The organism is Salmonella enterica subsp. diarizonae (assembly GCF_008692785.1).
GTDB classification, from domain to species: Bacteria; Pseudomonadota; Gammaproteobacteria; order Enterobacterales; family Enterobacteriaceae; genus Salmonella; species Salmonella diarizonae.
This window is the reverse complement of sequence record NZ_VXJV01000004.1, coordinates 47,532-72,588: the sequence shown is the minus strand read 5'-3', so window position 1 is coordinate 72,588 and position 25,057 is coordinate 47,532. Positions and strand designations below refer to the sequence as shown.

Sequence of the window (25,057 nt, the reverse complement as noted above, 5' to 3'; positions counted from 1 at the left end):
CGGCGTTTTTTCGCCTCGGTTATGATATATGGTTATGCGCGTTGTTCTTATCTTGCTGTTCTTTTTCTCCGGCAATGTGTTGGCTGCCTTGCCCGCTCGTTATATGCAAACGACGAAAGACGCCGCCATCTGGTCGCAGATTGGCGATAAAATGGTGACCGTGGGAAATATCCGTGCCGGACAAATTCTTTCCGTAACGCCCATAGCGGCTGACTATTATGCCTTTAAATTCGGCTTTGGCGTGGGGTTTATCGATAAAGGCCATCTGGAGTCCGTGCAGGGGAAACAAAAGGTGGAAGATGGCCTGGGCGATCTTAACAAGCCTCTCAGCAATCAGAATCTGGTGACCTGGAAAGACACGCCGGTGTATAACGCGCCGGACATCAGTAGCGCCCCGTTTGGCGTACTGGTGGATAATTTGCGTTACCCCATTATTAGCAAGCTGAAAGGCCGGCTACATCAAACCTGGTATCAGATCCGTATTGGCGACAGGCTGGCTTATGTCAGCGCCCTGGATGCCCAGGAAGACAACGGCATTCCTATTTTGACCTATCATCACATCTTACGCGATGAAGAGAATACCCGTTTTCGCCATACGTCCACCACGACTTCGGTTCGCGCATTCAGCAACCAAATGACCTGGCTTCGCGATCGCGGCTATGCCACGTTGACGATGTACCAACTGGAGGATTACATCCATAACCGCGCTAATTTCCCGGCGCGCGCGGTGGCTATCACCTTTGACGATGGCCTTAAATCGGTGAGTCGCTATGCGTATCCGGTGTTAAAGCAGTACGGTATGAAAGCGACAGCGTTTATTATCTCATCGCGTATTAAGCGCCATCCGCAAAAATGGAATCCTAAGTCGTTGCAATTTATGAGCGTGTCCGAATTGCGCGAGATAAGCGATGTTTTTGATTTTCAATCGCATACCCACTTTTTACACCGGGTAGACGGGCATCGGCGTCCGATTTTATATAGCCGCAGCTACCATAATATTCTGTTTGATTTTGAACGCTCGCGGCGGGCGCTCGCACAGTTTACTCCGCACGTATTTTATCTTTCTTATCCCTTTGGCGGCTATAACGCGACCGCGATCAAAGCGGCAAAAGATGCCGGGTTTCATATGGCGGTAACGACGGTGAAAGGGAAGGTGAAGCCGGGGGATAATCCGTTCTTATTAAAACGTCTGTATATTTTAAGAACGGATTCGCTGGAAACGATGTCGCGGCTGATCAGCAACCAGCCGCAGGGATAGCGTAATCAGGCAACCTGAACCGGAATGGCTTTCGCTGTACGCTTCATTTCGTTATCGCCTTCGAAGTAGGCGACGTTTGGGCGCCAGGTGCGCGCTTCTTCATCGCTCATGGTGACAAAGCTGGCGATAATGACAATATCGCCCACAGCGGCGCAATGTGCCGCTGCGCCGTTGACGGAGATAATTTTAGAGCCTCGCTCCGCCGCAATCGCATAGGTTGAGAAGCGCTTACCATTAGATACATTCCAGATATCAATGGCTTCGTTTTCCAGAATTCCGGCCGCGTCGAGAAAATCCTGATCAATAGCGCAGGAGCCTTCGTAATGCAGGTCAGCCTGGGTTACTTTGACGCGATGGAGCTTACCTTGCAACATTGTGCGAATCATAACGTCTACCTTTAACTCATTATCAATGACGAAGCAGGCGGCGCCTGCTTTGAGAAAATTCTCAGGCAGTATTGCCCGATTTTTACAGGGTGTCTATACATCGCGTGTCGTTTCCTGGCGTTGTTTGCGCGCTATTTTCCAGAGTCGACAGTAATGTTTGTATCTTATTGATTTTCATCCCGAGCCGCCTCGTAAAAGAGAAAATGTCTCACTGACCCCGGCAATTTGCGAAGGGATACTGCACGCACTGGACGAGAAAATGCAGGTCAGATGATGGAACTCATAAGCAACACGCCGCACGATGCCTTTTTCAAACAGTTTTTAATGCACCCTGATACGGCCCGTGATTTTCTGGATATCCACCTACCGGCGGAAATACGGGGGATCTGCGATCTGGATACGCTGCGTCTGGAATCGAGTCACTCTGTTGAGGAGAGCCTTAAAGAGCAGTATTCCGATGTGCTTTATTCGGTAAAAATGCAGGGGACATCCGGCTATATCCATGTCTTGATTGAACACCAAAGTACCGCAGACAAAAAGATGGCGTTTCGTATGATGCGTTACGCAATTGCGGCGATGCACCGTCTTTTAAAAGATGAAAACGGGCCGCTCCCGCTGGTGGTGCCCCTGTTGTTTTATCAGGAAAAAACGTCGCCTTACCCGCTGTCGATGAGCTGGCTGGATATGTTCGCCTTACCCGAGCTGGCGCGGCGTATCTATAGTGAGCCTTTTCCGCTGGTGGATATTACCGTTATCCCCGACGATGACATCATGCAGCATCGACGGATCGCGCTGCTGGAGCGGCTGGTAACGCTGATAAGCGCAGAGTACACTACGGAAAGTCAGCTGAACTCGCTGCTCAGCTATATGGTGCAGCGTGGGCATACTGATCAACCACAGGTATTTTACAGGGAGCTGGCGAACCGATTGCCGCAGGAGGAATCTATGATGACGCTCGCTGAATGGTTTGAAGAACAAGGTATGCAAAAGGGGGTGCGGGAGGGCATGCTGGAAGGTAAACGAGAAGGACTTCAGGAAGGCAAAACTGAGGAGCGACGTAATATCGCCCGCCGTATGCTGGAGAGCGGAATGACGCGTGAGGCGGTGGCGCAGATAACCACTTTAACGGATGATGAGATCGAGCAGATAATCCGCTGGCGCTAACGGTGGTGCGCGCCAGCGGCGGCTATTCAGGATAGCTCAATAATTTTATTATCGATAAGCCGCGCTTGTCCCAGCCATGCGGACATCAGGATCACCGCGCGTTTGCTGGCGTCCATCAGTTCAAGCAGCGTGTCGGCATCGCGGATCTGGATATCATCAGGGCGGAAGCCTTTTTCATTCAACTCCTGGCCTGCGATGGCAATCATCTCTTCAAGGTCGCGCTCTCCGGCCTGTAATTTTTCGCCTAAGTCGCTCATCACGTTATATAAACCCGGCGCTAACTTACGTTGTTCCGCCGTCAGATAGCCATTACGCGAGCTAAGCGCCAGTCCATCTTTAGCGCGGACGATAGGCACGCCGACGATCTCAATATCGTAGCCCATATCGGCGACCATTTTGCGGATAAGCCGAAGTTGTTGAAAATCCTTCTCGCCAAAGCAGGCGATGTCCGGCTGTACCAGGTTGAACAATTTGCTGACGATAGTGGCGACACCGCGAAAGTGTCCCGGACGGCTGGCACCTTCCAGCATGGTAGAAAGGCCGGGAACGTCAACATAAGTTTGCCCTTCCGTACCCTGCGGATAGATCTGGTCCGGGGCCGGGGCAAATATGATATCGACTTTGCGCTTATTCAGTTTTTCACAATCTTCTTGCAACGTGCGTGGATAGCGCGTCAGATCGTCCGGGCGATCAAACTGCATCGGGTTGACGAAGATACTGGCCACTACCACATCGGCGCGGTCTTTAGCTTCATCAATGAGTTTCATATGTCCATCATGCAAGTTACCCATCGTTGGCACCAGCGCAATACGTTTGCCTTCCAGACGCAAACGGCGGATATGCTGGCGCAGCAGCGGCAGAGTTTCGATAATCAACAAGTTATGACTCCTGTAGTTGACTGAGTTCCCGTACGTTGTAGGCCTGATAAGCGTCGTGCCATCAGGCATTTTCCCGGATGGCGACGCAATGCGTCTTATCCAGCCTACGAATGCCCTAATTAATGGAAACTGTGTTCTTCGCCCGGATAAACACCAGACTCGACTTCAGCCATATACTGCCGTACTGCGGCGCGGATGTCGCCCGCTGTGCTAAGGAAATTTTTCGCAAATTTAGGGATATGCCCGCCGGTAATACCGAAGGCATCATGCATGACCAGAATTTGCCCATCGGTAACGTTGCCCGCGCCAATACCGATAACCGGAATGGAGAGCGCCTGGGTGACGCGTTTCGCCAGCTCAACCGGTACGCACTCCAGCACTAATAGCTGTGCACCCGCCGCTTCCAGCTCCAGAGCATCGCTGAGTAGTTGATCACCCGCATCACCGCGGCCCTGAACTTTGTAACCGCCAAAAATATTGACCGACTGCGGCGTCAGCCCCAGATGACCACACACCGGTACGGCGCGTTCGGCCAGCATCCTGACGGTATCGGCCAGCCAGGCGCCGCCTTCAATTTTGACCATATTCGCGCCCGCGCGCATTAAGGTCGCCGCGTTTGCAAATGCCTGCTCCGGCGTGGCGTAAGCCATAAACGGTAGATCGGCCAGCAGCAGACAATTCGGCGCGCCCCGACGTACCGCGCGGGTGTGATAGGCGATATCTTCTACCGTAACCGGCAGGGTAGAGTCGTGTCCCTGTACCGTCATGCCGAGTGAGTCGCCAACCAGCATTACGTTGATGCCTTCATCGGCGAACAGCCTGGCAAAACTGTAGTCGTAGGCGGTAATGGTGGCGAAGCGTTTTTTTTCCTGCTTGTATTTGCGCAACAGGGCGATAGTGGTGGGTTTCATAACGTTTCCTGATGGTAAAGGTTATATTTCCCGGCATTCTAACAGTCATATTCAGAGGGGCAATTGATTTAAGCAATCGATTGGAGTGAAAGCAGTAAACGCTAAAGAAAGGGGGAAATCCTTTACCAACTGGCCGGTTTTTCTACTGCCAGAAGCGTAAGTTGCTGGCGCAGAGTGAGCCCGTCCGGAAAGATCAATTCAGGCGCAACTTCAAACAGCGGCCACAGCATAAAGCCGCGGTTTTTCATATCGTAGTGCGGCACTGTCAGACGTTCGGTATTAATGATTTTATCGCCAAACAGCATGATATCGATGTCCAGCGTGCGCGGTCCCCAGCGTTCCGCTTTGCGCTCGCGACCCTGTTGTCGTTCAATACGCTGGGTATAATTAAGCAATTCTTCGGGGGCGAGAGCGGTATCCAGAGCCACCGCGGCGTTCAGGTAGTCAGGCTGATCCTGTGGACCAAGCGGTGGCGTGCGGTAAAACGAAGAAACCGCGACGATACGGCTATCGGGAATATCGGCGATAGCCTTCAGGGCGGCATTGACCTGCTCCAGCGGAGAAGCCAGATTACTGCCAAGCGCGATATATGCGATCGTCATGCGGCACCCTCGCGACGCGGCGTTTTTCGACGCGGACGTGAACGGCGGCGGCGCGGAGCAGGATCGTCGTCCAGCTCGTTAAGCATCCCTTTTTGTTCCGGCGGCGCGGAAGCCTGAAACTCGCCCCACCACTGCGCCAGACGTTGCAGTTCAGTATTATTTTCCACCTGAGCGCGCAGCTCCAGCAAATCAAACGCGGCGCGGAATTTGGGATGTTCCATCAGCTTCCAGGCGCGTTTGCCCTGACGTCGCGACATCCGTAACTGAAGCTGCCAAATATCACGGGTAAGCGTGGTAAGGCGTTTCGGGATCGCCAGCGAGCGGCAGGCTTCATCCAGCACGTCATTCATGGCCAGCGCGAAAGCATCGTAATAGGCAAGGCCGCTCTCCTGAGCGATTTTTTGCGCCATCTCCAGCAGCGGATACCAGAACATGGCGGCAAACAAGAATGCCGGGTTAACGCGCATCTCGTTACGGATGCGGTTATCCGTATTCTTCAACACCTGCGCAATGATGCGTTCCATTGCGCTGTCGCCGTTTTCGGTGAAATAACGCGTAATGGTAGGAAACAAGGGCTGGAAGAGGTTGTATTCCCGCAGTTGTTGATAGGTTTCAAAACCGTTCCCCGCCTGCAACAGCTTCAGCGACTCTTCGAACAGGCGTGCGGGAGGAATGTCGTTTAGCAAGGTCGCCAGACGCGGGATTGGTTCCGCCGTTTCAGGGCTGATACGCATATTGAGCTTCGCGGCGAAACGCACGGCGCGCAGCATCCGAACCGGATCTTCGCGGTAGCGCGTTTCCGGATTGCCGATCAGACGAATCACGCCTTCTTTCAGATCCTGCATCCCGCCGACGTAATCGCGCACGGTAAAATCCGCCACGCTGTAGTAAAGGCTGTTGATGGTGAAATCGCGGCGCTGAGCATCTTCTTCGATAGAGCCAAAGATATTATCGCGCAGCAGCATACCGTTTTGCCCACGCTGGGAAGTAGTACGGTCGCTTTCACTGCCTTCATGATGACCACGAAACGTTGCCACTTCGATAATTTCCGGGCCAAACATCACGTGAGCCAGGCGGAAACGACGTCCCACCAGACGGCAATTGCGGAATAATTTCCGTACCTGGTCCGGCGTAGCGTTGGTGGTCACGTCGAAATCCTTCGGCTTTTTGCCGAGCAGGAGATCGCGGACGCCGCCGCCGACCAGGTAGGCTTCATAGCCCGCTTTGTTCAGCCTGTACAGTACCTTGAGGGCATTTTCACTGATATCTTTGCGGGAGATAGCGTGCTGTTCACGCGGGATAATCGTCATATGTGGACGGGCGACGGCTTGTTCTGCCTCGCTCTCCTCGCGGCTTAACACCTTACGGCAAAAATTAGCGACTCGGGTAAAAATAGCGCACCTCGGTAGTGTCATACATTAATAAGATCAACTTACTCTATGTCTTTCGCATTACGGCAGACGGGCGTAAGAGAACAACGCGACCCGGGCTGTAAGCTTCATTAACGCCGCAGCAATGCGAAAGACGATGAGTAAAAATAGCGGCTAATCATAGCTCAGCGAGACGCATTTGAGAATGCCGGATTTACATTAGCCGATGTGGGTACGGCTGTAAGCCTCCAGTGCGCCACTGCAAAGCGCAGCAACTCCTCAACAGACATCTCCTGCCACGCTACGACGGCGCGCTGGCCTAAAAAGCGTAATGCCTGGACCAGTACCGGGCGCGGATCGCCCGTTGGAAGCGCAGAGGCATGATTCTGCTTGGAAAGTTTAGCGCCTTGTTCGTTGAGCGCCAGCGGAAGGTGAACGTAACCTGGCGCACGCCAGCCAAACTGTTTATACAGTGAAAGTTGTCGGACAGTGGGTTCGATTAAATCCGCGCCGCGGACGATCTCCGTCACCCCCTGAAAATGATCGTCGACCACTACGGCCAGATTATAAGCAAACAGTCCGTCGCGGCGGTGGATAATAAAATCTTCGCTAGCCAGTTGTGGGTCAGCCTGGATGTCGCCGCGCAAGGCATCATGGAAACGCATCACCGGATGCTGCTGTTTAATTCTGACGGCGGCATTCTCCGGCCCGTGGCATAATGTCCGGCAATGGCCGTCGTAAATACCGCCCAGACGTTGAATGCGCGAGCGGGGGCAGGTGCAGTAGTAGCTCAGTCCCTGCTCGTGAAGCCAGGCCAGCGCCTCGCGATAGGCCTCATGACGCTGTGATTGCCATAAGACCTCGCCATCCCAGTGCAGGCCGTAATGTTCCAGTTGACGCAGAATGGTCGCTGCGGCACCGGAAACTTCACGTGGGGGATCGATATCCTCTATGCGAACGCGCCAGACTCCGCGTTGCGCGCGGGCTTGTAGATAGCTGCCGAGGGCGGCGATTAACGAGCCGAAATGCAGTTCGCCGGATGGCGACGGCGCGAAACGGCCAATATAGTGTGAGTCAGTCATGCTGCGGGCAATAAAGAATAAGGCGGGAAAACTCCCGCCTGTCATAAATAGGGTAGAAACGAACGGGATTAACCCGCCATCTGTTTTTCGCGAATTTCAGCCAGCGTTTTGCAGTCGATGCACAGATCGGCTGTCGGACGCGCCTCCAGGCGGCGGATACCAATCTCCACCCCGCAGGATTCGCAATAACCGAAGTCTTCATCTTCCACTTTCTTCAGCGTCTTCTCGATCTTTTTGATCAGTTTGCGCTCACGGTCACGATTACGTAACTCCAGGCTAAACTCCTCTTCCTGCGCGGCGCGATCGACCGGATCGGGGAAGTTAGCGGCTTCGTCCTGCATGTGCGTCACAGTGCGATCGACTTCATCCCGGAGTTGATTACGCCATGCTTCAAGAATACGCTTGAAGTGCGATAGCTGGGCTTCGTTCATATACTCTTCGCCCGGTTTCTCCTGGTACGGCTCCACCCCAGCGATGGCGAGAATACTCAGGGACGATGTTTTACGGTTTTGCCCTTCTTGCATGTTGCTTCTCCTTAACACGCACTATCGATCCCCATGTTCGGGGGAAAATCAGGTCGCTATAAATAGCAGATGCTTTTCCGGATAGCAATTATCTAAACGTAACACTTGACAACCCTGTGAGGAAAAGCGTATTTACGCACGCGGCCAGAATACTTATTAATCAGGCGGTTATTCCACTACAATGTTATGGGTACTGGTTCGTTCAGTTCCATTTTTGTGGCTGAAAGTTCTGCTTTATAAGCTAAAACTTCCACGCCTTTATTCTGAGCCTCGCTCAATAGCTGCGCGTATTTTATATCGATATGACGTGCGGGTGAAAAACGTGTAATGGCGGAGTGCAGCACCGCGAACAACACCACCGCGCGATGACCTGCCGCCGCAACGCCCATCAACTCCCGAAGATGTTTTTGCCCTCGTTCGGTGATGGCATCGGGAAAATAACCGTTTTCTTTTTCCGCTAACGTGACCGATTTCACTTCAATATAGCAGTCCGGGCGGAAATCTGCCTGTAACATAAAATCTATACGGCTGCGTTCGGCGCCATATTTGACTTCACTTTTCAGAATATTGTACCCCGCCAGAGCCGGCAGACGATTCGCTTGAATCGCTTCTTTCGTTAGCCGGTTCGCCCACAGAGTATTTACGCAAATGAATGCGCCGGATTGCGTTTCAGTCAATTCCCAGGTGTGCGGATATTTGCGTTTAGTATTTTCTGATGTTGAATACCAGACGGTATCGCCAGGCGTGGCGCAGCCGGTCATTGCGCCAGTATTAGGACAGTGCAGCGTGAGCGCCGTACCGTCAGGGGTGATCACATCGGCTAAAAAACGTTTATAGCGCTGAATCAGCGTAGCGCGTTGTAAAGGGGGTGAGAATAGCATCGAAATTCCTTCATGATTATTCGCCCAGCGTCCAGCGCTGTAGCTCGGCATAGCGGGTGCGGCCTTGCTCATACGAAGAGGCGTAAAGCGCAAACGACGTGACCGGGAATGACCAGCAAAAGCCCGGCGGCGGGATAGCCACCGCATGGCTGGCGTCGCGCAGCAGCGTAATATGCGGGTGAAAAGGCTGCGGACTTTGGTAACAACCGCTGCGGGCGGCCTGCGCGCGCAGCATGTTCGCCAACTGCAACAACCCGCGCGGCGGCTGGCGCATCCCCAGCCACACAACGCGCGAACGCAGCCACTGACCGGCGTCATTCAGATGCAGCGTAAAGCCCGGCTGGCGAATTCGTCCGGCCAGTTGCGCAAGCGCGCGCTGCTTATCGTTACTGACGTTGCCTAAGAAGGCCAGTGTCAGGTGTAGGTTCGCCGCCGCGACGGGGCGTCCGTCTTCAGATGCAAAATGGACGGCGCGCCAGGCGATAATTTGCGCGCGCGCCTCGTCGGGTAAGTCAATAGCAAAAAACAGCCGTTTTGGCTCAGACATAGGGATACTCGGTTATGGATTAACACGATGCTACAATGCGGCGCAAAGAAAGTTAACCCTGTGGAGCCGTTTGTGACGTCATTGCCCGTTGCCGCCGTATTGCCTGAATTGTTGACCGCCCTAAAAACCGCGCCGCAGGTTTTGTTGTCCGCGCCTACCGGGGCGGGGAAATCCACCTGGTTGCCGTTGCAACTCCTGCAACAAGGTCCGGTTGCTGGAAAAATCCTCCTGCTTGAACCGCGTCGTCTGGCGGCGCGTAATGTCGCGCAGCGTCTGGCGGAAGGGTTGAATGAAAAGCCTGGCGAAACGGTAGGCTACCGGATGCGCGCGCAAAGCTGCGTGGGGCCGCATACCCGGCTGGAAGTGGTGACAGAAGGCGTATTGACCAGAATGATCCAGCGCGATCCCGAATTACGCGGCGTGGGGCTGGTGATACTGGATGAATTTCATGAGCGCAGTTTACAGGCGGATTTAGCTCTGGCGCTGTTGCTGGATATCCAGCAAGGGCTCCGTGACGATCTCAGGCTGTTAATCATGTCTGCGACGCTGGATAACAACAGGCTTTGTCAGCGATTGCCCGATGCGCCGACGATCGTCTCGGAGGGGCGCGCGTTTCCGGTGGAGCGACGTTATCAGCCGCTCGCGGCGCATTTGCGTTTTGATGAGGCCGTCGCGATGGCGACAGCGGAACTGCTGCGCAATGAAAGTGGTTCGCTGCTGCTATTTTTACCCGGCGTAGGCGAAATACAGCGCGTTCATGAACATCTGGCGTCGCGGGTAGGGCGCGATGTCCTGCTTTGTCCGCTGTATGGCGCATTGTCTCTGGAGACGCAACGCAAAGCGATTATTCCCGCACCTGCCGGGATGCGTAAAGTGGTGTTGGCGACTAACATTGCCGAAACCAGTTTGACGATTGAAGGGATTCGTCTGGTCGTCGATAGCGCTCAGGAGCGCGTGGCGCGATTCGACGCGCGAACGGGACTGACGCGGCTGGTTACGCAGCGTATAAGTCAGGCGTCAATGACGCAGCGCGCGGGGCGCGCCGGACGACTGGCGCCGGGTATCTGCGTACATCTGCTGGCAAAAGAACAGGCGGAGCGGGCGGCGGCGCAAAGCGATCCGGAAATCTTACACAGCGATCTCTCCGGTTTGTTGATGGAGGTGTTGCAGTGGGGATGTCACGATCCGGCATTGCTTTTCTGGCTGGACAGGCCGCCAGAAGTGAATCTTCAGGCCGCCCGCCGTTTATTATTGATGTTAGGCGCGCTGGAGGGTGAGAGATTAAGCGCGCGGGGCCGGAAAATGGCGGCACCAGGTAACGATCCGTGTCTGGCGGCGATGTTAGTCAACGCCGGCGAGGGCGATAGCGCCGCCACCGCCGCTATGCTCGCGGCAATCCTTGAGGACCCGCCGCGCGGTGGCGGTACGGATTTAAGCGTGGTATTTTCGCGGCGACAGCCGGGCTGGCAGCAGCGTAGCCAGCAGCTTTTAAAACGGCTGCAGGTACGTAATGGCGAGCCGGATAGCGCGCTTATCGTGCCGCTGTTGGCCAGAGCGTTTAGCGACCGCATCGCGCGGCGTCGTGGTCAGGAAGGGCGCTATCAGTTAGCCAATGGCATGGGGGCGATGCTGGACGCGGATGACGCGTTGGGACGTCATGAATGGCTGATCGCGCCGCTGTTGCTGCAAGGTAGCGCCTCGCCGGACGCCCGAATATTGTTGGCGCAGCCGCTGGATATCGCCTCGCTGATTCAGGCGTGTCCTGATTTACTGCGCCAGTCCGACACGGTTGAATGGGACGAAGCGCAGGGAACGTTGAAAGCGTGGCGCAGAATGCGTATTGGGCAGTTGACGGTTAACGTTCAGCCACTGGCGAAGCCGTCTGAAGAGGAGCTTCATCAGGCGATGCTGAACGGCATCCGCGATAAAGGTCTGGCCGTCCTTAACTGGACGCCGGAAGCGGAGCAGTTCCGTCTGCGTCTGCACTGTGCGGCGAAATGGCTGCCGGAATATGACTGGCCTGCCGTGGATGAGGCGTCGCTGCTGGCGACTCTGGAAAACTGGTTGCTGCCGCACATGACAGGCGTACAGTCGTTACGAAGTCTGAAATCTCTGAATGTGACTCAGGCGTTACGGGGACTGCTTGACTATCCCATGCTGCAACGTCTGGATAGTGAACTGCCTGGGCATTACACTGTGCCGACGGGAAGCCGAATAACGATTCGTTATCATGAAGATAACCCGCCCGCACTGGCGGTCAGAATGCAGGAAATGTTCGGCGAGGCAAGTACGCCGACGCTTGCGCAGGGGCGAGTGCCGCTGGTGCTGGAACTGCTTTCGCCCGCGCAGCGACCGCTACAGATTACGCGCGATTTAAGCGCTTTCTGGCAGGGCGCGTATCGCGAAGTGCAAAAAGAGATGAAGGGCCGTTACCCCAAACATGTCTGGCCGGACGATCCGGCGAATACGGCCCCAACGCGGCGCACGAAGAAGTATTCGTGACGTGTTATACGCTGCCTCCAGCCCGGATAAGGCGTTAATCGCCCTCCGGCGAAAGGGTAAATTGAGAGATTTCTTCTTCTGTCGTCTGGCGGAAGAATAGAGAATCGGGCCTTTGCGCCTGTATGTTGCGGAGAAAAAGCATGGCGGGGAATGACCGCGAGCCGATTGGACGTAAAGGGAAACCGTCACGTCCTGTGAAACAAAAGGTGAGCCGTCGTCGGCAGCATGACGACGATTATGATGATGACTATGAGGATGAAGAACCGATGCCGCGTAAAGGTAAGGGCAAAGGGCGTAAGCCTCGTGGCAAGCGCGGCTGGCTGTGGCTATTGCTAAAACTGTTTATCGTTTTTGTGGTGCTGTTCGCCATTTACGGCGTCTATCTGGATCAAAAAATCCGCAGCCGTATTGATGGCAAAGTCTGGCAACTTCCGGCGGCGGTATATGGCCGGATGGTGAACCTTGAGCCAGACATGCCTGTCAGCAAAAACGAGATGGTGAAATTGCTGGAAGCGACGCAGTATCGTCTGGTGACGAAGATGACTCGTCCCGGCGAATTTACCGTGCAGGCCAATAGCATTGAGATGATCCGTCGTCCGTTTGACTTCCCGGACAGCAAAGAAGGGCAGGTGCGCGCGCGGCTGACTTTCGATGACGGGCGTCTGGAAACCATTGTCAATCTGGATAACAACCGCCAGTTTGGCTTCTTCCGCCTCGATCCGCGGCTTATCACCATGCTTTCTTCGCCAAATGGCGAGCAGCGTTTATTCGTCCCGCGCAGCGGTTTCCCGGATCTGCTGGTCGATACGCTGTTGGCGACGGAAGATCGTCATTTCTATGAGCATGATGGCATTAGTCTTTACTCCATCGGGCGTGCGGTACTGGCCAACCTGACGGCGGGACGCACGGTGCAGGGGGCCAGTACGCTGACCCAACAGCTAGTGAAGAACCTGTTCCTCTCCAGCGAAAGATCATACTGGCGTAAAGCGAATGAAGCCTACATGGCGCTGATCATGGATGCCCGTTACAGCAAAGATCGTATCCTTGAGCTGTACATGAACGAGGTCTACCTCGGTCAAAGCGGGGACAATGAAATTCGCGGTTTCCCGCTGGCAAGCCTGTATTACTTTGGCCGTCCGGTAGAAGAACTGAGCCTCGATCAGCAGGCGTTACTGGTAGGGATGGTAAAAGGGGCGTCGATTTATAACCCGTGGCGCAATCCGAAACTGGCGCTGGAGCGTCGTAATCTGGTGCTACGCCTGCTACAGCAGCAGAAAATCATCGATCAGGAACTCTATGACATGCTGAGCGCGCGTCCGCTTGGCGTACAGCCGCGCGGCGGCGTTATTTCACCGCAGCCGGCGTTTATGCAGATGGTTCGTCAGGAACTGCAGGCGAAGCTGGGGGATAAAATTAAAGATCTTTCCGGCGTGAAGATCTTCACCACCTTTGACTCCGTGGCGCAGGATGCCGCAGAGAAAGCCGTTGTCGAAGGCATTCCGGCGTTAAAGAAACAGCGTAAGTTGAGCGATCTGGAAACTGCGATGGTGGTAGTGGATCGCTTTAGCGGCGAGGTGCGCGCGATGGTCGGTGGGGCGGAGCCGCAGTATGCCGGCTATAACCGCGCCATGCAGGCGCGTCGTTCCATCGGGTCGCTGGCGAAACCGGCCACCTATCTGACTGCGCTAAGTCAGCCGAACTTATACCGCTTGAACACCTGGATTGCCGATGCGCCGATTTCTCTGCGCCAGCCGAATGGTCAGATCTGGTCGCCGCAGAACGACGATCGTCGCTACAGCGAAAGCGGGAAAGTAATGCTGGTGGATGCGTTAACTCGCTCGATGAACGTACCGACGGTAAATCTGGGGATGGCGTTAGGCTTACCAGCGGTAACCGATACCTGGACGAAGCTCGGCGTGCCGAAAGATCAGCTCAATCCGGTTCCGGCTATGCTGCTAGGGGCGCTGAACCTGACGCCGATCGAAGTTGCGCAAGCGTTTCAGACTATCGCCAGCGGCGGAAATCGCGCGCCGTTATCAGCGCTGCGTTCGGTTATTGCGGAAGATGGTAAGGTGCTGTACCAAAGTTATCCGCAAGCTGAACGCGCCGTACCGGCACAGGCGGCTTACCTGACGCTCTGGACAATGCAGCAGGTCGTCCAGCGTGGTACGGGGCGTCAGCTTGGCGCGAAATATCCGGGTCTGCATCTGGCGGGTAAAACCGGGACGACAAACAACAATGTCGATACCTGGTTTGCCGGTATCGACGGCAGCCAGGTAACCATCACCTGGGTAGGTCGTGATAACAACCAGCCGACTAAACTGTACGGCGCCAGCGGCGCGATGGCGATTTACCAGCGCTATCTGGCGAACCAGACGCCGACGCCTTTAGTTCTGACGCCGCCGGAAGATGTGGTGGATATGGGCGTTGATTACGACGGTAATTTTGTCTGTAGCGGCGGCGTGCGAACTCTACCGGTCTGGACGGACGATCCGAATACGCTGTGCCAGCAGGGCGAGATGATGCAGCAACAGCAGCCGTCAGGCAATCCGTTCGATCAGTCATCTCAGCAGCAGCCTGCGCAGCAACAGCCGCCGAAAGAAGAGAAGAGCGACGGCGTTGCCGGCTGGATTAAAGAGATGTTCGGCGGCAATTAATTGCGGTAATAGTGCCGGGTGGCGCAGCGCTTACCCGGCCTACACCGTTACGACCACACTACGCACTCCCGTATGCCGGATAAGACGTCTTGCGTCGCCATCCGGCAAATCCCCCGTAAATAACATTCCAGTCTAATTTATTAACCCTTTCCTTTCATCTGGTTGTTTCTTAACCCCTTAGTTTTCGTAGGGCCGCGTATCGCTTGCCATTGCGACGATATTTCGCCTATTATGCTGCGGTTATAATAATAATTCTCGTTTACGTTATCATTCACTTTTCATCAGAGATATACCAATGGCGCGTCTTAAAACTGCTCAGCCAAACTCCTCACTGCGTAAAATCGCAGTTGTAGTAGCCACAGCGGTTAGCGGCATGTCTGTCTACGCACAGGCGGCGGTTCAACCGAAAGAAGAAACCATTACCGTAACCGCAGCGTCTGCCCCGCAGGAAAGCGCCTGGGGACCGGCTCCGACCATTGCCGCGAAGCGTTCCGCCACAACCACCAAAACTGATACGCCTATCGAAAAGACGCCGCAGTCTGTTTCGGTCGTGACCAACGAAGAGATGCAAATGCATCAGTTCCAGTCGGTGAAAGAAGCGTTGGGTTACACGCCGGGCGTAACGGTAAGCAGTCGCGGCGCTTCCAATACCTATGACTTCGTTATCATTCGTGGTTTCTCATCTGTCGGTCTGAGTCAAAATAACTATCTGGATGGATTGAAGCTACAGGGTAATTTTTATAACGATGCGGTCATCGATCCCTATATGCTGGAGCGTGTTGAGCTGATGCGCGGGCCAACGTCCGTTCTCTACGGTAAGAGCAACCCGGGCGGTATCATTTCGATGGTCAGCAAGCGGCCGACTACTGAGCCGCTGAAAGAAATTCAATTCAAAATGGGGACGGACAATTTGTTCCAGACCGGTTTTGATTTTAGTGATTCCCTGGATGACAACGGTGAGTTCTCATATCGTCTGACGGGGCTGGCGCGTTCGACAAATGAGCAGCAAAAGAGTTCTGAGTCGCAGCGCTATGCTATTGCCCCCTCTTTTACCTGGCGTCCTGATGAGAAAACGAATTTTACGTTCCTCTCTTATTTCCAGAATGAACCAGAGATTGGCTACTACGGCTGGTTGCCGAAAGAAGGAACGGTTGAACCGCTGCCAAACGGCAAACGCCTGCCGACGGATTTCAACGAAGGGGCGTCAAACAACACCTATTCTCGTAACGAGAAAATGGTGGGATACAGTTTCGAGCATGGCTTTAACGACACCTTTACCGTGCGCCAGAATTTACGTTTTACTGAAATGAAAACCGCGCAAAAAAGCGTCTATGGTACGGGGATTGCGGCAGACGGCCATACGCTTAACCGCAGTACTATCGTTGACAACGAGCGTTTACAGAATTTCAGTGTAGATACACAACTGGAAAGTAAATTCGCAACCGGCGATATTGATCATACGTTGCTGACGGGTGTCGATTTCATGCGTATGCGTAATGATATTAACGCCACGTTTGGCAGTGCGCCGTCAATCGATCTCTATAATAACTACCATCCTGAATACTTCGTTTTCGGCGGCGCTGAGCCGTACCAGATGAACGAAAGTAAACAAACAGGCATCTATATTCAGGATCAGGCGGAATGGGATAAGTGGGTGTTTACCCTCGGCGGTCGCTATGACTGGTCTAAACAAGCGACAACGGTACGTCAGAATTCCATAACGCCGATGGAAGGCTATATTGAACGTAATGACCACCAGTTCACCTGGCGCGGTGGCGTAAACTACGTATTCGATAATGGGATTTCACCTTACTTCAGCTATAGCCAATCTTTCGAGCCAAGCGCCTTCGATTTATGGAACATTCCACGCGTTTCTTACAAGCCGTCAAAAGGCGAGCAATATGAAGCAGGGGTGAAATACGTACCGAAAGAGATGCCGGTTGTTGTTACGGGGGCCGTTTATCAACTGACCAAAACCAATAACCTGACCGCCGATCCAACCAACCCAGTAGCGCAGGTGCCGGCAGGTGAAATTCGCGCGCGAGGTGTAGAGCTGGAAGCCAAAGCAGCATTGACGGCTAACATCAATATGACGGCGTCTTACACTTATACTGATGCTGAATACACGAAAGACACTAACCTGAAAGGTAATACTCCAGAGCAGGTGCCTGAACACATGGCTTCGCTATGGGGCGATTACACCTTTAACCAAGGTCCGTTGTCAGGTTTAACGCTGGGAACTGGCGGTCGTTTTATTGGTTCCAGTTACGGCGATCCGGCCAATAGCTTCAAGGTAGGCAGTGCAGCGGTGATGGATGCGGTCATCAAGTACGATCTGGCGCGTTTTGGTATGGCGGGCTCCAGCATTGCGGTTAACGTTAACAACCTGCTTGACCGCGAATACGTCGCCAGCTGCTTCCAGACCTACGGCTGTTTCTGGGGCGCGGAGCGTCAGGTTGTCGCAACGGCAACCTTCCGTTTCTAATTTCTTTTTGGGCACGGCTTGCCGTGCCCGTTTTACAAGTTGGCTGCGATGCAGGAAAACCACATTCATCCCGATACCACCTTTGCGCTGCGAAGCGTCGCCTTTCGCGTGCCGGGCCGCACGCTTTTACACCCTCTTTCGTTAACGTTTCCCGCAGGCCGCGTCACCGGACTTATCGGCCATAATGGTTCCGGTAAATCCACGCTGTTAAAAATGCTGGGACGCCATCAGCCGCCTTCCGAAGGGGATATTCTGCTCGACAATCAGCCGCTGGCGAGCTGGAGCAGCAAGGCGTTTGCCCGCAAAGTCGCGTATCTGCCTCAGCAATTGCCGCAGGCGGAAGGAATGACGGTGCGCGAACTGGTGGCGATTGGCCGCTATCCATGGCACGGTGCGCTGGGACGCTTTGGCGTCGCGGACCGGGAAAAAGTAGAAGAGGCGATTACGCTGGTCGGCTTAAAACCGCTGGCACATCGTCTGGTAGACAGTCTTTCCGGCGGCGAGCGCCAGCGCGCGTGGATCGCAATGCTGGTAGCGCAGGACAGCCGTTGTCTGCTGCTGGATGAGCCGACGTCAGCGCTGGATATCGCCCATCAGGTTGACGTTCTGGCGCTGGTGCATCGTTTAAGCCAACAACGTGGCCTGACGGTGATTGCGGTGCTGCATGATATCAATATGGCGGCGCGTTATTGCGACTATCTGGTGGCGCTGCGCGGCGGCGAAATGATTGCGCAAGGAACACCTGCGGAACTCATGCGCAGCGACACCCTGGAGCAGATTTATGGCATCCCGATGGGCATCCTTCCGCATCCGGCGGGCGCCGCACCTGTGAGTTTTGTGTATTAATGCGTGATTTATATCCTCTTACTCGCCGCCATTTATTAACGGCGATGGCGCTCTCGCCGCTGCTTTGGCAAATGAATACGGCGCAGGCTGCCGCTATCGATCCCCGCCGGATTGTGGCGCTGGAGTGGCTGCCGGTTGAGCTGCTGCTGGCGCTCGGCATTACGCCTTATGGCGTGGCGGACGTGCCAAATTATAAGCTGTGGGTTAGCGAACCGCCGTTGCCGGATTCGGTGATTGATGTAGGTCTTCGCACTGAACCCAATCTTGAACTGCTGACGGAGATGAAGCCGTCGTTTATGGTCTGGTCGGCAGGTTACGGACCCTCGCCGGAGAAACTGGCGCGGATCGCGCCGGGGCGCGGGTTCGATTTTAGCGACGGCAAAAAGCCGCTGGCGGTGGCCCGACGATCGCTGGTTGAGCTGGCGCAGACGCTGAATCTGGAAGCCGCGGCAGAAAAACATCTGGCGCAATACGATCGCTTCATCGCCAGCCAGAAGCCGCGTTTTATCCGCCGCGGGGGACGTCCGTTACTGATGACGACGCTTATCGATCCGCGGCATATGCTGGTGCTGGGCCCGAATTGCCTGTTCCAGGAGGTGCTGGACGAGTATGGCATCCGTAACGCCTGGCAGGGGGAAACCAACTTTTGGGGCAGTACGGCGGTCAGCATCGATCGGCTGGCGATGTATAAAGAGGCGGATGTCATTTGCTTCGACCACGGGAATAACACCGATATGAATGCGCTGATGGCGACGCCGCTGTGGCAGGCCATGCCGTTTGTCCGCGCCGGGCGTTTTCACCGGGTGCCCGCCGTTTGGTTCTATGGCGCGACCCTCTCCACGATGCATTTTGTCCGCATCCTGAATAACGTGCTGGGAGGGAAGGCGTGAATAAACGTGTGGCGCGCTTCCCGGCCTTTCTGCTGGTTGGGTTGTTTATCATCGCGGTCTGGCTGACCTGGACGAATCTCTCCATAGCGCTACCGCGCGACCAGTGGCGGCAGGCGATGTGGTCGCCGGATGTTGATGCCATTGGACAGATGATTTTTCATTACAGTCTGCTGCCAAGACTGGCGATTTCACTGCTGGTAGGCGCGGGGCTTGGGCTGGTAGGCGTACTGTTCCAGCAAGTATTACGTAACCCGTTGGCGGAACCGACCACGCTGGGCGTGGCGACCGGTGCGCAATTGGGGATCACGGTGACTACGCTATGGGCGATTCCCGGCGCGCTGGCGACGCAGTTTGCCGCCCTGACGGGAGCCTGCATCGTCGGCGCGCTGGTGTTTGGTGTGGCGTGGGGCAAACGCTTGTCGCCGGTAACCCTGATCCTCGCCGGGCTGGTGGTCAGCCTCTATTGCGGGGCTATCAACCAGCTATTGGTGATTTTCCATCACGATCAGTTGCAAAGCATGTTTTTATGGAGCACCGGAACGCTGACGCAAACTGACTGGAGCGGCGTGCAGCGTCTGTGGCCCCAGTTGGTGGGCGGCGTAATGCTCACTTTATTATTGTTACGTCCGATGACGCTGATGGGGCTGGATGACGGCGTTGCGCGTAATCTGGGGCTGGCGCTGTCGTTAGCGCGTCTGGCGGCGCTGTCGCTGGCGATTGTGTTGAGCGCGCTGCTGGTCAACGCAGTGGGCATTATTGGTTTTATCGGTCTGTTTGCGCCGCTGCTGGCGAAAATGCTTGGCGCAAGACGTCTGCTGGCGCGCCTGATGCTGGCGCCGCTCATTGGGGCACTTATTTTGTGGCTATCCGATCAGATTATCCTTTGGCTAACTCGCATATGGATGGAAGTCTCCACCGGGTCAGTGACGGCATTAATCGGCGCGCCGCTACTGCTATGGCTGCTGCCGCGGCTTAAAAACATGAGCGCGCCGGATATGAACGCCAGCGATCGCGTGGCGGCGGAACGTCGGCATGTCCTCGCTTTTACCGTTGCCGGTGGGGCGCTCCTGCTGCTGGCAACATGGGTCGCGCTCTCTTTTGGTCGTGACGCGCACGGCTGGACGTGGGCGAGCGGAACGCTGCTTGAGGAGCTGATGCCGTGGCGCTGGCCACGGATACTGGCGGCGTTAATGGCGGGCGTCATGCTGGCGGTGGCGGGCTGTATTATTCAGCGTCTGACCGGTAATCCGATGGCCAGTCCTGAAGTGCTGGGGATCAGTTCCGGGGCTGCGTTTGGCGTGGTGTTGATGCTGTTTCTGGTGCCGGGGAATGCTTTCGGTTGGCTACTGCCTGCCGGAAGCCTTGGCGCGGCGGCGACATTGCTGATCATTATGATAACCGCCGGACGCGGCGGTTTTTCGCCGCAACGGATGTTGTTGGCGGGGATGGCGCTCAGCACCGCGTTTACCATGCTGCTAATGATGCTCCAGGCGAGCGGCGATCCGCGGATGGCGGAAGTGTTGACCTGGATCTCAGGATCTACCTATAACGCTACTGGCGGGCAGGTTACGCGAACCGCGATAGTGATGGTGATTTTGCTGGCAATTGTGCCGTTGTGTCGCCGCTGGTTAACGATTTTGCCACTGGGCGGCGATGCCGCGCGCGCGGTGGGTATGGCGCTCACGCCGTCGCGTATCGCGCTGCTGGCATTGGCGGCTTGTTTGACGGCAGCCGCGACGATGACCATTGGGCCGCTGAGTTTCGTTGGACTGATGGCGCCGCATATTGCGCGGATGCTCGGTTTTCGCCGGACGATACCGCATATGGTCATCTCGGCGCTGGCGGGGGGCGTTTTACTGGTCTTTGCCGACTGGTGCGGCAGGATGGCGCTATTTCCGTATCAGATCCCGGCGGGACTGCTTTCAAGCTTTATTGGTGCGCCGTACTTTATTTATCTGTTACGTAAACAGAGCCGGTAATAAAAAAGCCGGGTGGCGGCTGGCGCCTTACCCGGCCTACAATACTTCATCTCGCCTTTACAGCGTCGCAAGCACCCGACGCGCGGCGTCAATGGTATTATTAATGTCGTCCATGCTATGTGCGACCGACATAAAGCCCGCTTCAAACGCCGATGGCGCCAGATACACGCCTTCCTCCAGCATCAGGTGGAAGAAACGCTTAAAGCGTTCAACGTCGCACGCCATCACGTCCTGATAGCAGGTTACGCTCTCGGCGTCGGTGAAGAAAATCCCGAACATGCCGCCAACATGGTTGACGACCAGTGGGATACCTGCCTCCTGTGCTGCTTCGCACAATCCTTCCGCCAGACGGGTGGTGAGCTCATCCAGCGTTTCATGAATGCCGGGCTGGGCGACTTCATTCAGACAGGCGAAACCAGCCGCCATCGCAATCGGGTTGCCGGAAAGGGTGCCCGCCTGGTAAACCGGGCCCGTCGGCGCCAGCGCATCCATTACATCGCGACGACCGCCAAACGCGCCTACCGGCATCCCGCCGCCGATGATTTTACCCAGACAGGTTAGGTCCGGCACGACGCCGTAGTAATCCTGGGCGCCGGCCAACGCTACGCGAAAACCGGTCATCACTTCGTCGATAATCAGCAGCGCGCCGAACTCATCACACAAGGCGCGCAGGCCCGGCAGGAACGCTGGCAGCGGCGGGACGCAGTTCATATTGCCCGCCACGGGTTCGACGATGATACAGGCTATTTCCTGCGGATATTGTTCAAACGCCGCGCGCACTGATGCCAGATCGTTATAGACGCAGGTCAGCGTATGTTTAGCAAAATCTGCCGGGACGCCCGGCGAGTTCGGCTGACCGAGCGTCAGTGCGCCTGACCCGGCTTTTACCAGCAGGCAATCTGCGTGGCCGTGGTAGCAGCCTTCGAATTTGATAATCTTATCGCGGCCGGTAAAACCACGCGCCAGGCGAATGGCGCTCATGGTTGCTTCGGTGCCGGAGTTCACCATGCGCACCATGTCCATGGTCGGTACCAGGTTTGTGACCAGTTCCGCCATTTTTACTTCCATTTCGGTTGGCGCGCCGAAGCTAAGCCCCCGTTCGGCGGCTTCGATCACCGCATTGCGGATAGCCGGATGGTTATGCCCAAGTACCATTGGCCCCCAGGAACCGACATAGTCGATATACGCTTTGCCATCGACATCATAAAGATAGGCTCCGTCCGCTTTTTCGATAAACAGCGGGGTGCCGCCCACGCCAGTGAAGGCGCGAACAGGGGAGTTCACGCCGCCGGGGATCAGCTCGCGCGCTGCGCTATAGAGATTTTCAGACTTACTCATGGAAAGGTTCCTGGTTCGTAGAAAAAGTGAATACCCGCTATTCTAAGTTATTCAGAGAAGGTTATGAAAGTTTTACGCATTTGAAACAATACGATTTGCAGGGGATTTTCACGGCGTTGGCGAGTAGAATGCCGACTTTAGATTTGTATTACCAATGAATGATCTTCTGATGAAAACAGACACTTCCACCTTTTTAGCTCAGCAAATCGTGCGTTTACGGCGCAGAGATCAGATTCGCCGGTTAATGCAGCGGGATAAAACGCCGCTGGCCATCCTGTTCATGGCGGCCGTTGTCGGCTCACTTACCGGGCTGGTTGGCGTGGCCTTTGAAAAGGCTGTTTCCTGGGTACAAAACATGCGTATTGGCGCGCTGGTTCAGGTCGCGGAGCATGCTTTTTTGCTTTGGCCGCTGGCCTTTATACTGTCGGCATTACTGGCGATGGTCGGCTACTTTTTGGTGCGAAAATTTGCGCCGGAAGCCGGCGGATCGGGTATCCCGGAAATTGAAGGCGCGCTGGAGGAGTTACGTCCGGTGCGCTGGTGGCGCGTGTTGCCGGTGAAGTTTATCGGTGGGATGGGAACGTTGGGCGCAGGAATGGTATTAGGGCGCGAAGGGCCAACGGTGCAAATCGGGGGAAACCTGGGGCGCATGGTGCTGGATGTCTTTCGTATGCGCAGTGCCGAAGCGCGGCATACGTTGCTGGCGACTGGCGCGGCGGCGGGGCTTTCTGCGGCGTTTAACGCGCCGCTGGCGGGTATCCTGTTTATTATTGAAGAGATGCGCCCGCAGTTTCGCTACAACCTGATTTCGATTAAAGCAGTGTTTACCGGCGTGATCATGTCGAGCATTGTGTTCCGCATATTTAACGGCGAAGCGCCGATTATTGAAGTCGGCAAATTGTCTGATGCCCCGGTTAACACGCTGTGGTTATACCTTATCCTCGGCATTATTTTTGGCTGCGTCGGGCCGGTATTTAATTCGCTGGTGCTGCGTACCCAGGATATGTTTCAGCGCTTTCATGGCGGCGAAATTAAAAAATGGGTGCTAATGGGCGGCGCGATCGGCGGCCTGTGCGGTATTCTGGGGTTGATTGAGCCGGAAGCGGCAGGCGGTGGATTTAACCTTATTCCTATCGCCGCGGCAGGTAATTTTAGCGTCGGGCTACTGTTGTTCATCTTTATTACCCGGGTTGTCACGACGCTGCTTTGCTTTTCTTCCGGCGCGCCGGGGGGGATTTTCGCCCCGATGCTGGCGCTGGGGACGCTGCTTGGTACGGCCTTTGGTATGGCGGCGGCAGTGCTTTTCCCGCAGTATCACCTGGAGGCCGGTACTTTTGCGATTGCCGGGATGGGGGCGCTGATGGCGGCGTCGGTGCGCGCCCCGCTGACGGGAATTGTGCTGGTGCTGGAAATGACCGATAACTACCAGCTCATTTTGCCAATGATTATCACTTGTCTTGGCGCGACACTATTAGCCCAGTTTTTGGGTGGGAAACCGTTATACTCAACCATCCTGGCGCGCACTCTGGCGAAGCAGGATGCGGAACAGGCGGCGAAAAGCCAGAATGCGCCTGCGGGCGAGAATACTTGAACGAATTACCAGGGTATTAGATAATGACCGCCAATATTGGGTGGAAATTTATCCAATTACCGATGTCGTTTGGAGCAAAATATGAGTGATGACGTAGCGCTGCCGCTGCAGTTTACCGACGCAGCAGCGAATAAAGTAAAAAGTCTTATCGCTGACGAAGATAACCCGAATCTGAAACTGCGCGTGTATATTACCGGCGGTGGTTGCAGCGGTTTCCAGTACGGTTTCACCTTTGACGATCAGGTTAACGAAGGGGATATGACCATCGAAAAACAGGGCGTTGGTCTGGTGGTTGACCCGATGAGTTTGCAGTATCTGGTCGGTGGTTCGGTAGATTATACCGAAGGTCTGGAAGGCTCCCGCTTCATTGTGACCAACCCGAATGCGAAAAGCACCTGCGGGTGTGGCTCTTCCTTCAGCATCTGATGTATTGCCGGATGACGGCTTAACGCCTTATCCGGCCAACAAGTGACAACTGTACTGTAGGCCCGGTAAGCGTTAGCGCCACCGGGCAATGGGTTCGTTTTATCCGGTCTGCAAATGACGTTTCAATTCTCATCTAAGGCAAAGGTCGGCAGTTTCAGGTGCCAACGTATCGCCGCCAGCCGAATGAACAGCGTGACGACCATGCCCATCATGCTGGCGCTTTCCAGCGGCACGGAAAACGTATAAAACGCGGTGGCGTGAACAATTCCGCCGATAATACAGGCCGTGGCATAGATTTCGGTGCGTAGGATCATGGGAATCTCGCGTGCCAGAACATCGCGAATAATCCCGCCGCCGACGCCGGTAATCACCCCCATACAGACTGCCACTAATGGCCCCGTTTCGGCGAGGAAGGCTTTATTTACCCCAATGCCGACAAACACCGCCAGCCCTACGGCATCCAATACCGGCAGCATCCATTTCGGCAGGCGTCTTGGCTGGCGAACCAGCAGGATGGTCAACATACTGGTAACCATGGCGACAACCAGATCGGTAGGATCTTTAACCCAGAATACCGGGCCGTTATCCAGCGCCATATCGCGGATTGTCCCGCCGCCGACGGCAGTAACGACGCCGAGCACCAGGACGCCAAACGGGTCCATACGTAATTTCCCGGCCAGCAACACGCCAGAGATAGCAAATACAGCCGTGCCTACAATATCCAGCCAATAGACGAGCAT

Annotated in this window: 22 protein-coding genes; 11 read left to right on the top strand and 11 right to left on the bottom strand. The window is 55.2% G+C overall.

Annotated elements, in window-relative coordinates; genetic code table 11:
- The first annotated feature begins 28 nt into the window (after positions 1 to 28).
- Positions 29 to 1,258 carry a polysaccharide deacetylase family protein gene (locus F4V72_RS09450; protein WP_023245754.1) on the top strand — a complete coding sequence of 410 codons (1,230 nt, stop codon included), beginning with the start codon at positions 29 to 31 and terminating at the stop codon, positions 1,256 to 1,258.
- A gap of 5 nt (positions 1,259 to 1,263) precedes the next feature.
- On the opposite strand, the gene panD is transcribed toward F4V72_RS09450, so the two are convergent.
- Positions 1,264 to 1,644: an aspartate 1-decarboxylase gene (panD, locus tag F4V72_RS09445; RefSeq protein ID WP_023245755.1), complete on the bottom strand. Its 381-nt coding sequence runs from the start codon at positions 1,642 to 1,644 to the stop codon at positions 1,264 to 1,266.
- A gap of 270 nt (positions 1,645 to 1,914) precedes the next feature.
- On the opposite strand from panD, the gene F4V72_RS09440 reads away from it, so the two are divergent.
- Positions 1,915 to 2,808 (top strand): Rpn family recombination-promoting nuclease/putative transposase, encoded by an 894-nt coding sequence (locus tag F4V72_RS09440; protein WP_108418444.1) that lies wholly within the window; start codon positions 1,915 to 1,917, stop codon positions 2,806 to 2,808.
- A gap of 26 nt (positions 2,809 to 2,834) precedes the next feature.
- Here F4V72_RS09440 and panC read toward each other — a convergent pair whose 3' ends face one another.
- From panC to thpR, 8 genes are all read right to left on the bottom strand, one after another.
- Positions 2,835 to 3,686: a pantoate--beta-alanine ligase gene (gene panC, locus F4V72_RS09435; RefSeq protein WP_023245757.1), complete on the bottom strand. Its 852-nt coding sequence runs from the start codon at positions 3,684 to 3,686 to the stop codon at positions 2,835 to 2,837.
- Positions 3,687 to 3,805: 119 nt separating this feature from the next.
- Positions 3,806 to 4,597 carry a 3-methyl-2-oxobutanoate hydroxymethyltransferase gene (gene panB / locus F4V72_RS09430; RefSeq protein ID WP_053529464.1) on the bottom strand — a complete coding sequence of 264 codons (792 nt, stop codon included), beginning with the start codon at positions 4,595 to 4,597 and terminating at the stop codon, positions 3,806 to 3,808.
- Positions 4,598 to 4,719: 122 nt separating this feature from the next.
- Positions 4,720 to 5,199 (bottom strand): 2-amino-4-hydroxy-6-hydroxymethyldihydropteridine diphosphokinase, encoded by a 480-nt coding sequence (gene folK / locus F4V72_RS09425; protein WP_053508777.1) that lies wholly within the window; start codon positions 5,197 to 5,199, stop codon positions 4,720 to 4,722.
- Positions 5,196 to 6,593 carry a polynucleotide adenylyltransferase PcnB gene (gene pcnB / locus F4V72_RS09420; protein ID WP_205128315.1) on the bottom strand — a complete coding sequence of 466 codons (1,398 nt, stop codon included), beginning with the start codon at positions 6,591 to 6,593 and terminating at the stop codon, positions 5,196 to 5,198. The genes folK and pcnB overlap by 4 nt, the downstream gene beginning before the upstream one ends.
- 161 nt (positions 6,594 to 6,754) lie before the next feature.
- Complete coding sequence (gene gluQRS / locus F4V72_RS09415; RefSeq protein ID WP_023245762.1) at positions 6,755 to 7,651, bottom strand: tRNA glutamyl-Q(34) synthetase GluQRS; 897 nt, start codon at positions 7,649 to 7,651, stop codon at positions 6,755 to 6,757.
- Positions 7,652 to 7,719: 68 nt separating this feature from the next.
- On the bottom strand, positions 7,720 to 8,175 hold the full coding sequence (gene dksA, locus F4V72_RS09410; RefSeq protein ID WP_001155232.1) for an RNA polymerase-binding protein DksA: 456 nt from the start codon (positions 8,173 to 8,175) through the stop codon (positions 7,720 to 7,722).
- 176 nt (positions 8,176 to 8,351) lie between these two features.
- A complete protein-coding gene (gene sfsA / locus F4V72_RS09405) occupies positions 8,352 to 9,056 on the bottom strand; it encodes a DNA/RNA nuclease SfsA (RefSeq protein ID WP_023245763.1) in 705 nt (234 codons plus the stop codon).
- Between the two features lie 16 nt (positions 9,057 to 9,072).
- Positions 9,073 to 9,603 (bottom strand): RNA 2',3'-cyclic phosphodiesterase, encoded by a 531-nt coding sequence (gene thpR, locus F4V72_RS09400; protein ID WP_053529463.1) that lies wholly within the window; start codon positions 9,601 to 9,603, stop codon positions 9,073 to 9,075.
- Between the two features lie 72 nt (positions 9,604 to 9,675).
- Between thpR and hrpB the strand changes: the two genes are divergently transcribed.
- The 6 genes from hrpB (at position 9,676) to fhuB (ending at position 20,962) form a co-directional block, all read left to right on the top strand.
- Positions 9,676 to 12,105 (top strand): ATP-dependent helicase HrpB, encoded by a 2,430-nt coding sequence (hrpB, locus tag F4V72_RS09395; RefSeq protein WP_170245755.1) that lies wholly within the window; start codon positions 9,676 to 9,678, stop codon positions 12,103 to 12,105.
- A 140-nt stretch (positions 12,106 to 12,245) separates the two neighbouring features.
- Positions 12,246 to 14,762, top strand: a complete 2,517-nt coding sequence (gene mrcB / locus F4V72_RS09390; protein ID WP_023245766.1) for a bifunctional glycosyl transferase/transpeptidase — start codon at positions 12,246 to 12,248, stop codon at positions 14,760 to 14,762.
- A gap of 295 nt (positions 14,763 to 15,057) precedes the next feature.
- The gene (gene fhuA / locus F4V72_RS09385; RefSeq protein WP_023245767.1) at positions 15,058 to 17,247 is read left to right on the top strand and encodes a ferrichrome porin FhuA; all 2,190 of its coding nucleotides are present in this window, start codon (positions 15,058 to 15,060) and stop codon (positions 17,245 to 17,247) included.
- A gap of 48 nt (positions 17,248 to 17,295) precedes the next feature.
- Entirely contained in the window at positions 17,296 to 18,093 is a 798-nt protein-coding gene (gene fhuC, locus F4V72_RS09380; RefSeq protein WP_053529461.1) for a Fe3+-hydroxamate ABC transporter ATP-binding protein FhuC, read from the top strand.
- Positions 18,093 to 18,983 (top strand): Fe(3+)-hydroxamate ABC transporter substrate-binding protein FhuD, encoded by an 891-nt coding sequence (fhuD, locus tag F4V72_RS09375; RefSeq protein WP_136058473.1) that lies wholly within the window; start codon positions 18,093 to 18,095, stop codon positions 18,981 to 18,983. The genes fhuC and fhuD overlap by 1 nt, the downstream gene beginning before the upstream one ends.
- Positions 18,980 to 20,962 (top strand): Fe(3+)-hydroxamate ABC transporter permease FhuB, encoded by a 1,983-nt coding sequence (gene fhuB / locus F4V72_RS09370; protein ID WP_023245770.1) that lies wholly within the window; start codon positions 18,980 to 18,982, stop codon positions 20,960 to 20,962. The genes fhuD and fhuB overlap by 4 nt, the downstream gene beginning before the upstream one ends.
- A gap of 57 nt (positions 20,963 to 21,019) precedes the next feature.
- Here fhuB and hemL read toward each other — a convergent pair whose 3' ends face one another.
- Positions 21,020 to 22,300, bottom strand: a complete 1,281-nt coding sequence (gene hemL / locus F4V72_RS09365; protein ID WP_053508769.1) for a glutamate-1-semialdehyde 2,1-aminomutase — start codon at positions 22,298 to 22,300, stop codon at positions 21,020 to 21,022.
- 169 nt (positions 22,301 to 22,469) lie between these two features.
- Between hemL and clcA the strand changes: the two genes are divergently transcribed.
- Genes clcA through erpA form a run of 3 tightly spaced genes read left to right on the top strand, consistent with a single transcriptional unit; the run spans position 22,470 to position 24,317 of the window.
- The gene (clcA, locus tag F4V72_RS09360) at positions 22,470 to 23,891 is read left to right on the top strand and encodes a H(+)/Cl(-) exchange transporter ClcA (RefSeq protein WP_053529458.1); all 1,422 of its coding nucleotides are present in this window, start codon (positions 22,470 to 22,472) and stop codon (positions 23,889 to 23,891) included.
- A 23-nt stretch (positions 23,892 to 23,914) separates the two neighbouring features.
- Positions 23,915 to 23,980: a small protein YadW gene (gene yadW / locus F4V72_RS24770; protein WP_366548011.1), complete on the top strand. Its 66-nt coding sequence runs from the start codon at positions 23,915 to 23,917 to the stop codon at positions 23,978 to 23,980.
- A complete protein-coding gene (gene erpA, locus F4V72_RS09355) occupies positions 23,973 to 24,317 on the top strand; it encodes an iron-sulfur cluster insertion protein ErpA (protein ID WP_001278668.1) in 345 nt (114 codons plus the stop codon). Before yadW ends, erpA begins: the two co-directional genes overlap by 8 nt.
- Before the next feature lie 122 nt (positions 24,318 to 24,439).
- Here erpA and F4V72_RS09350 read toward each other — a convergent pair whose 3' ends face one another.
- The gene (locus tag F4V72_RS09350) at positions 24,440 to 25,057 is read right to left on the bottom strand and encodes a TRIC cation channel family protein (protein WP_000964232.1); all 618 of its coding nucleotides are present in this window, start codon (positions 25,055 to 25,057) and stop codon (positions 24,440 to 24,442) included.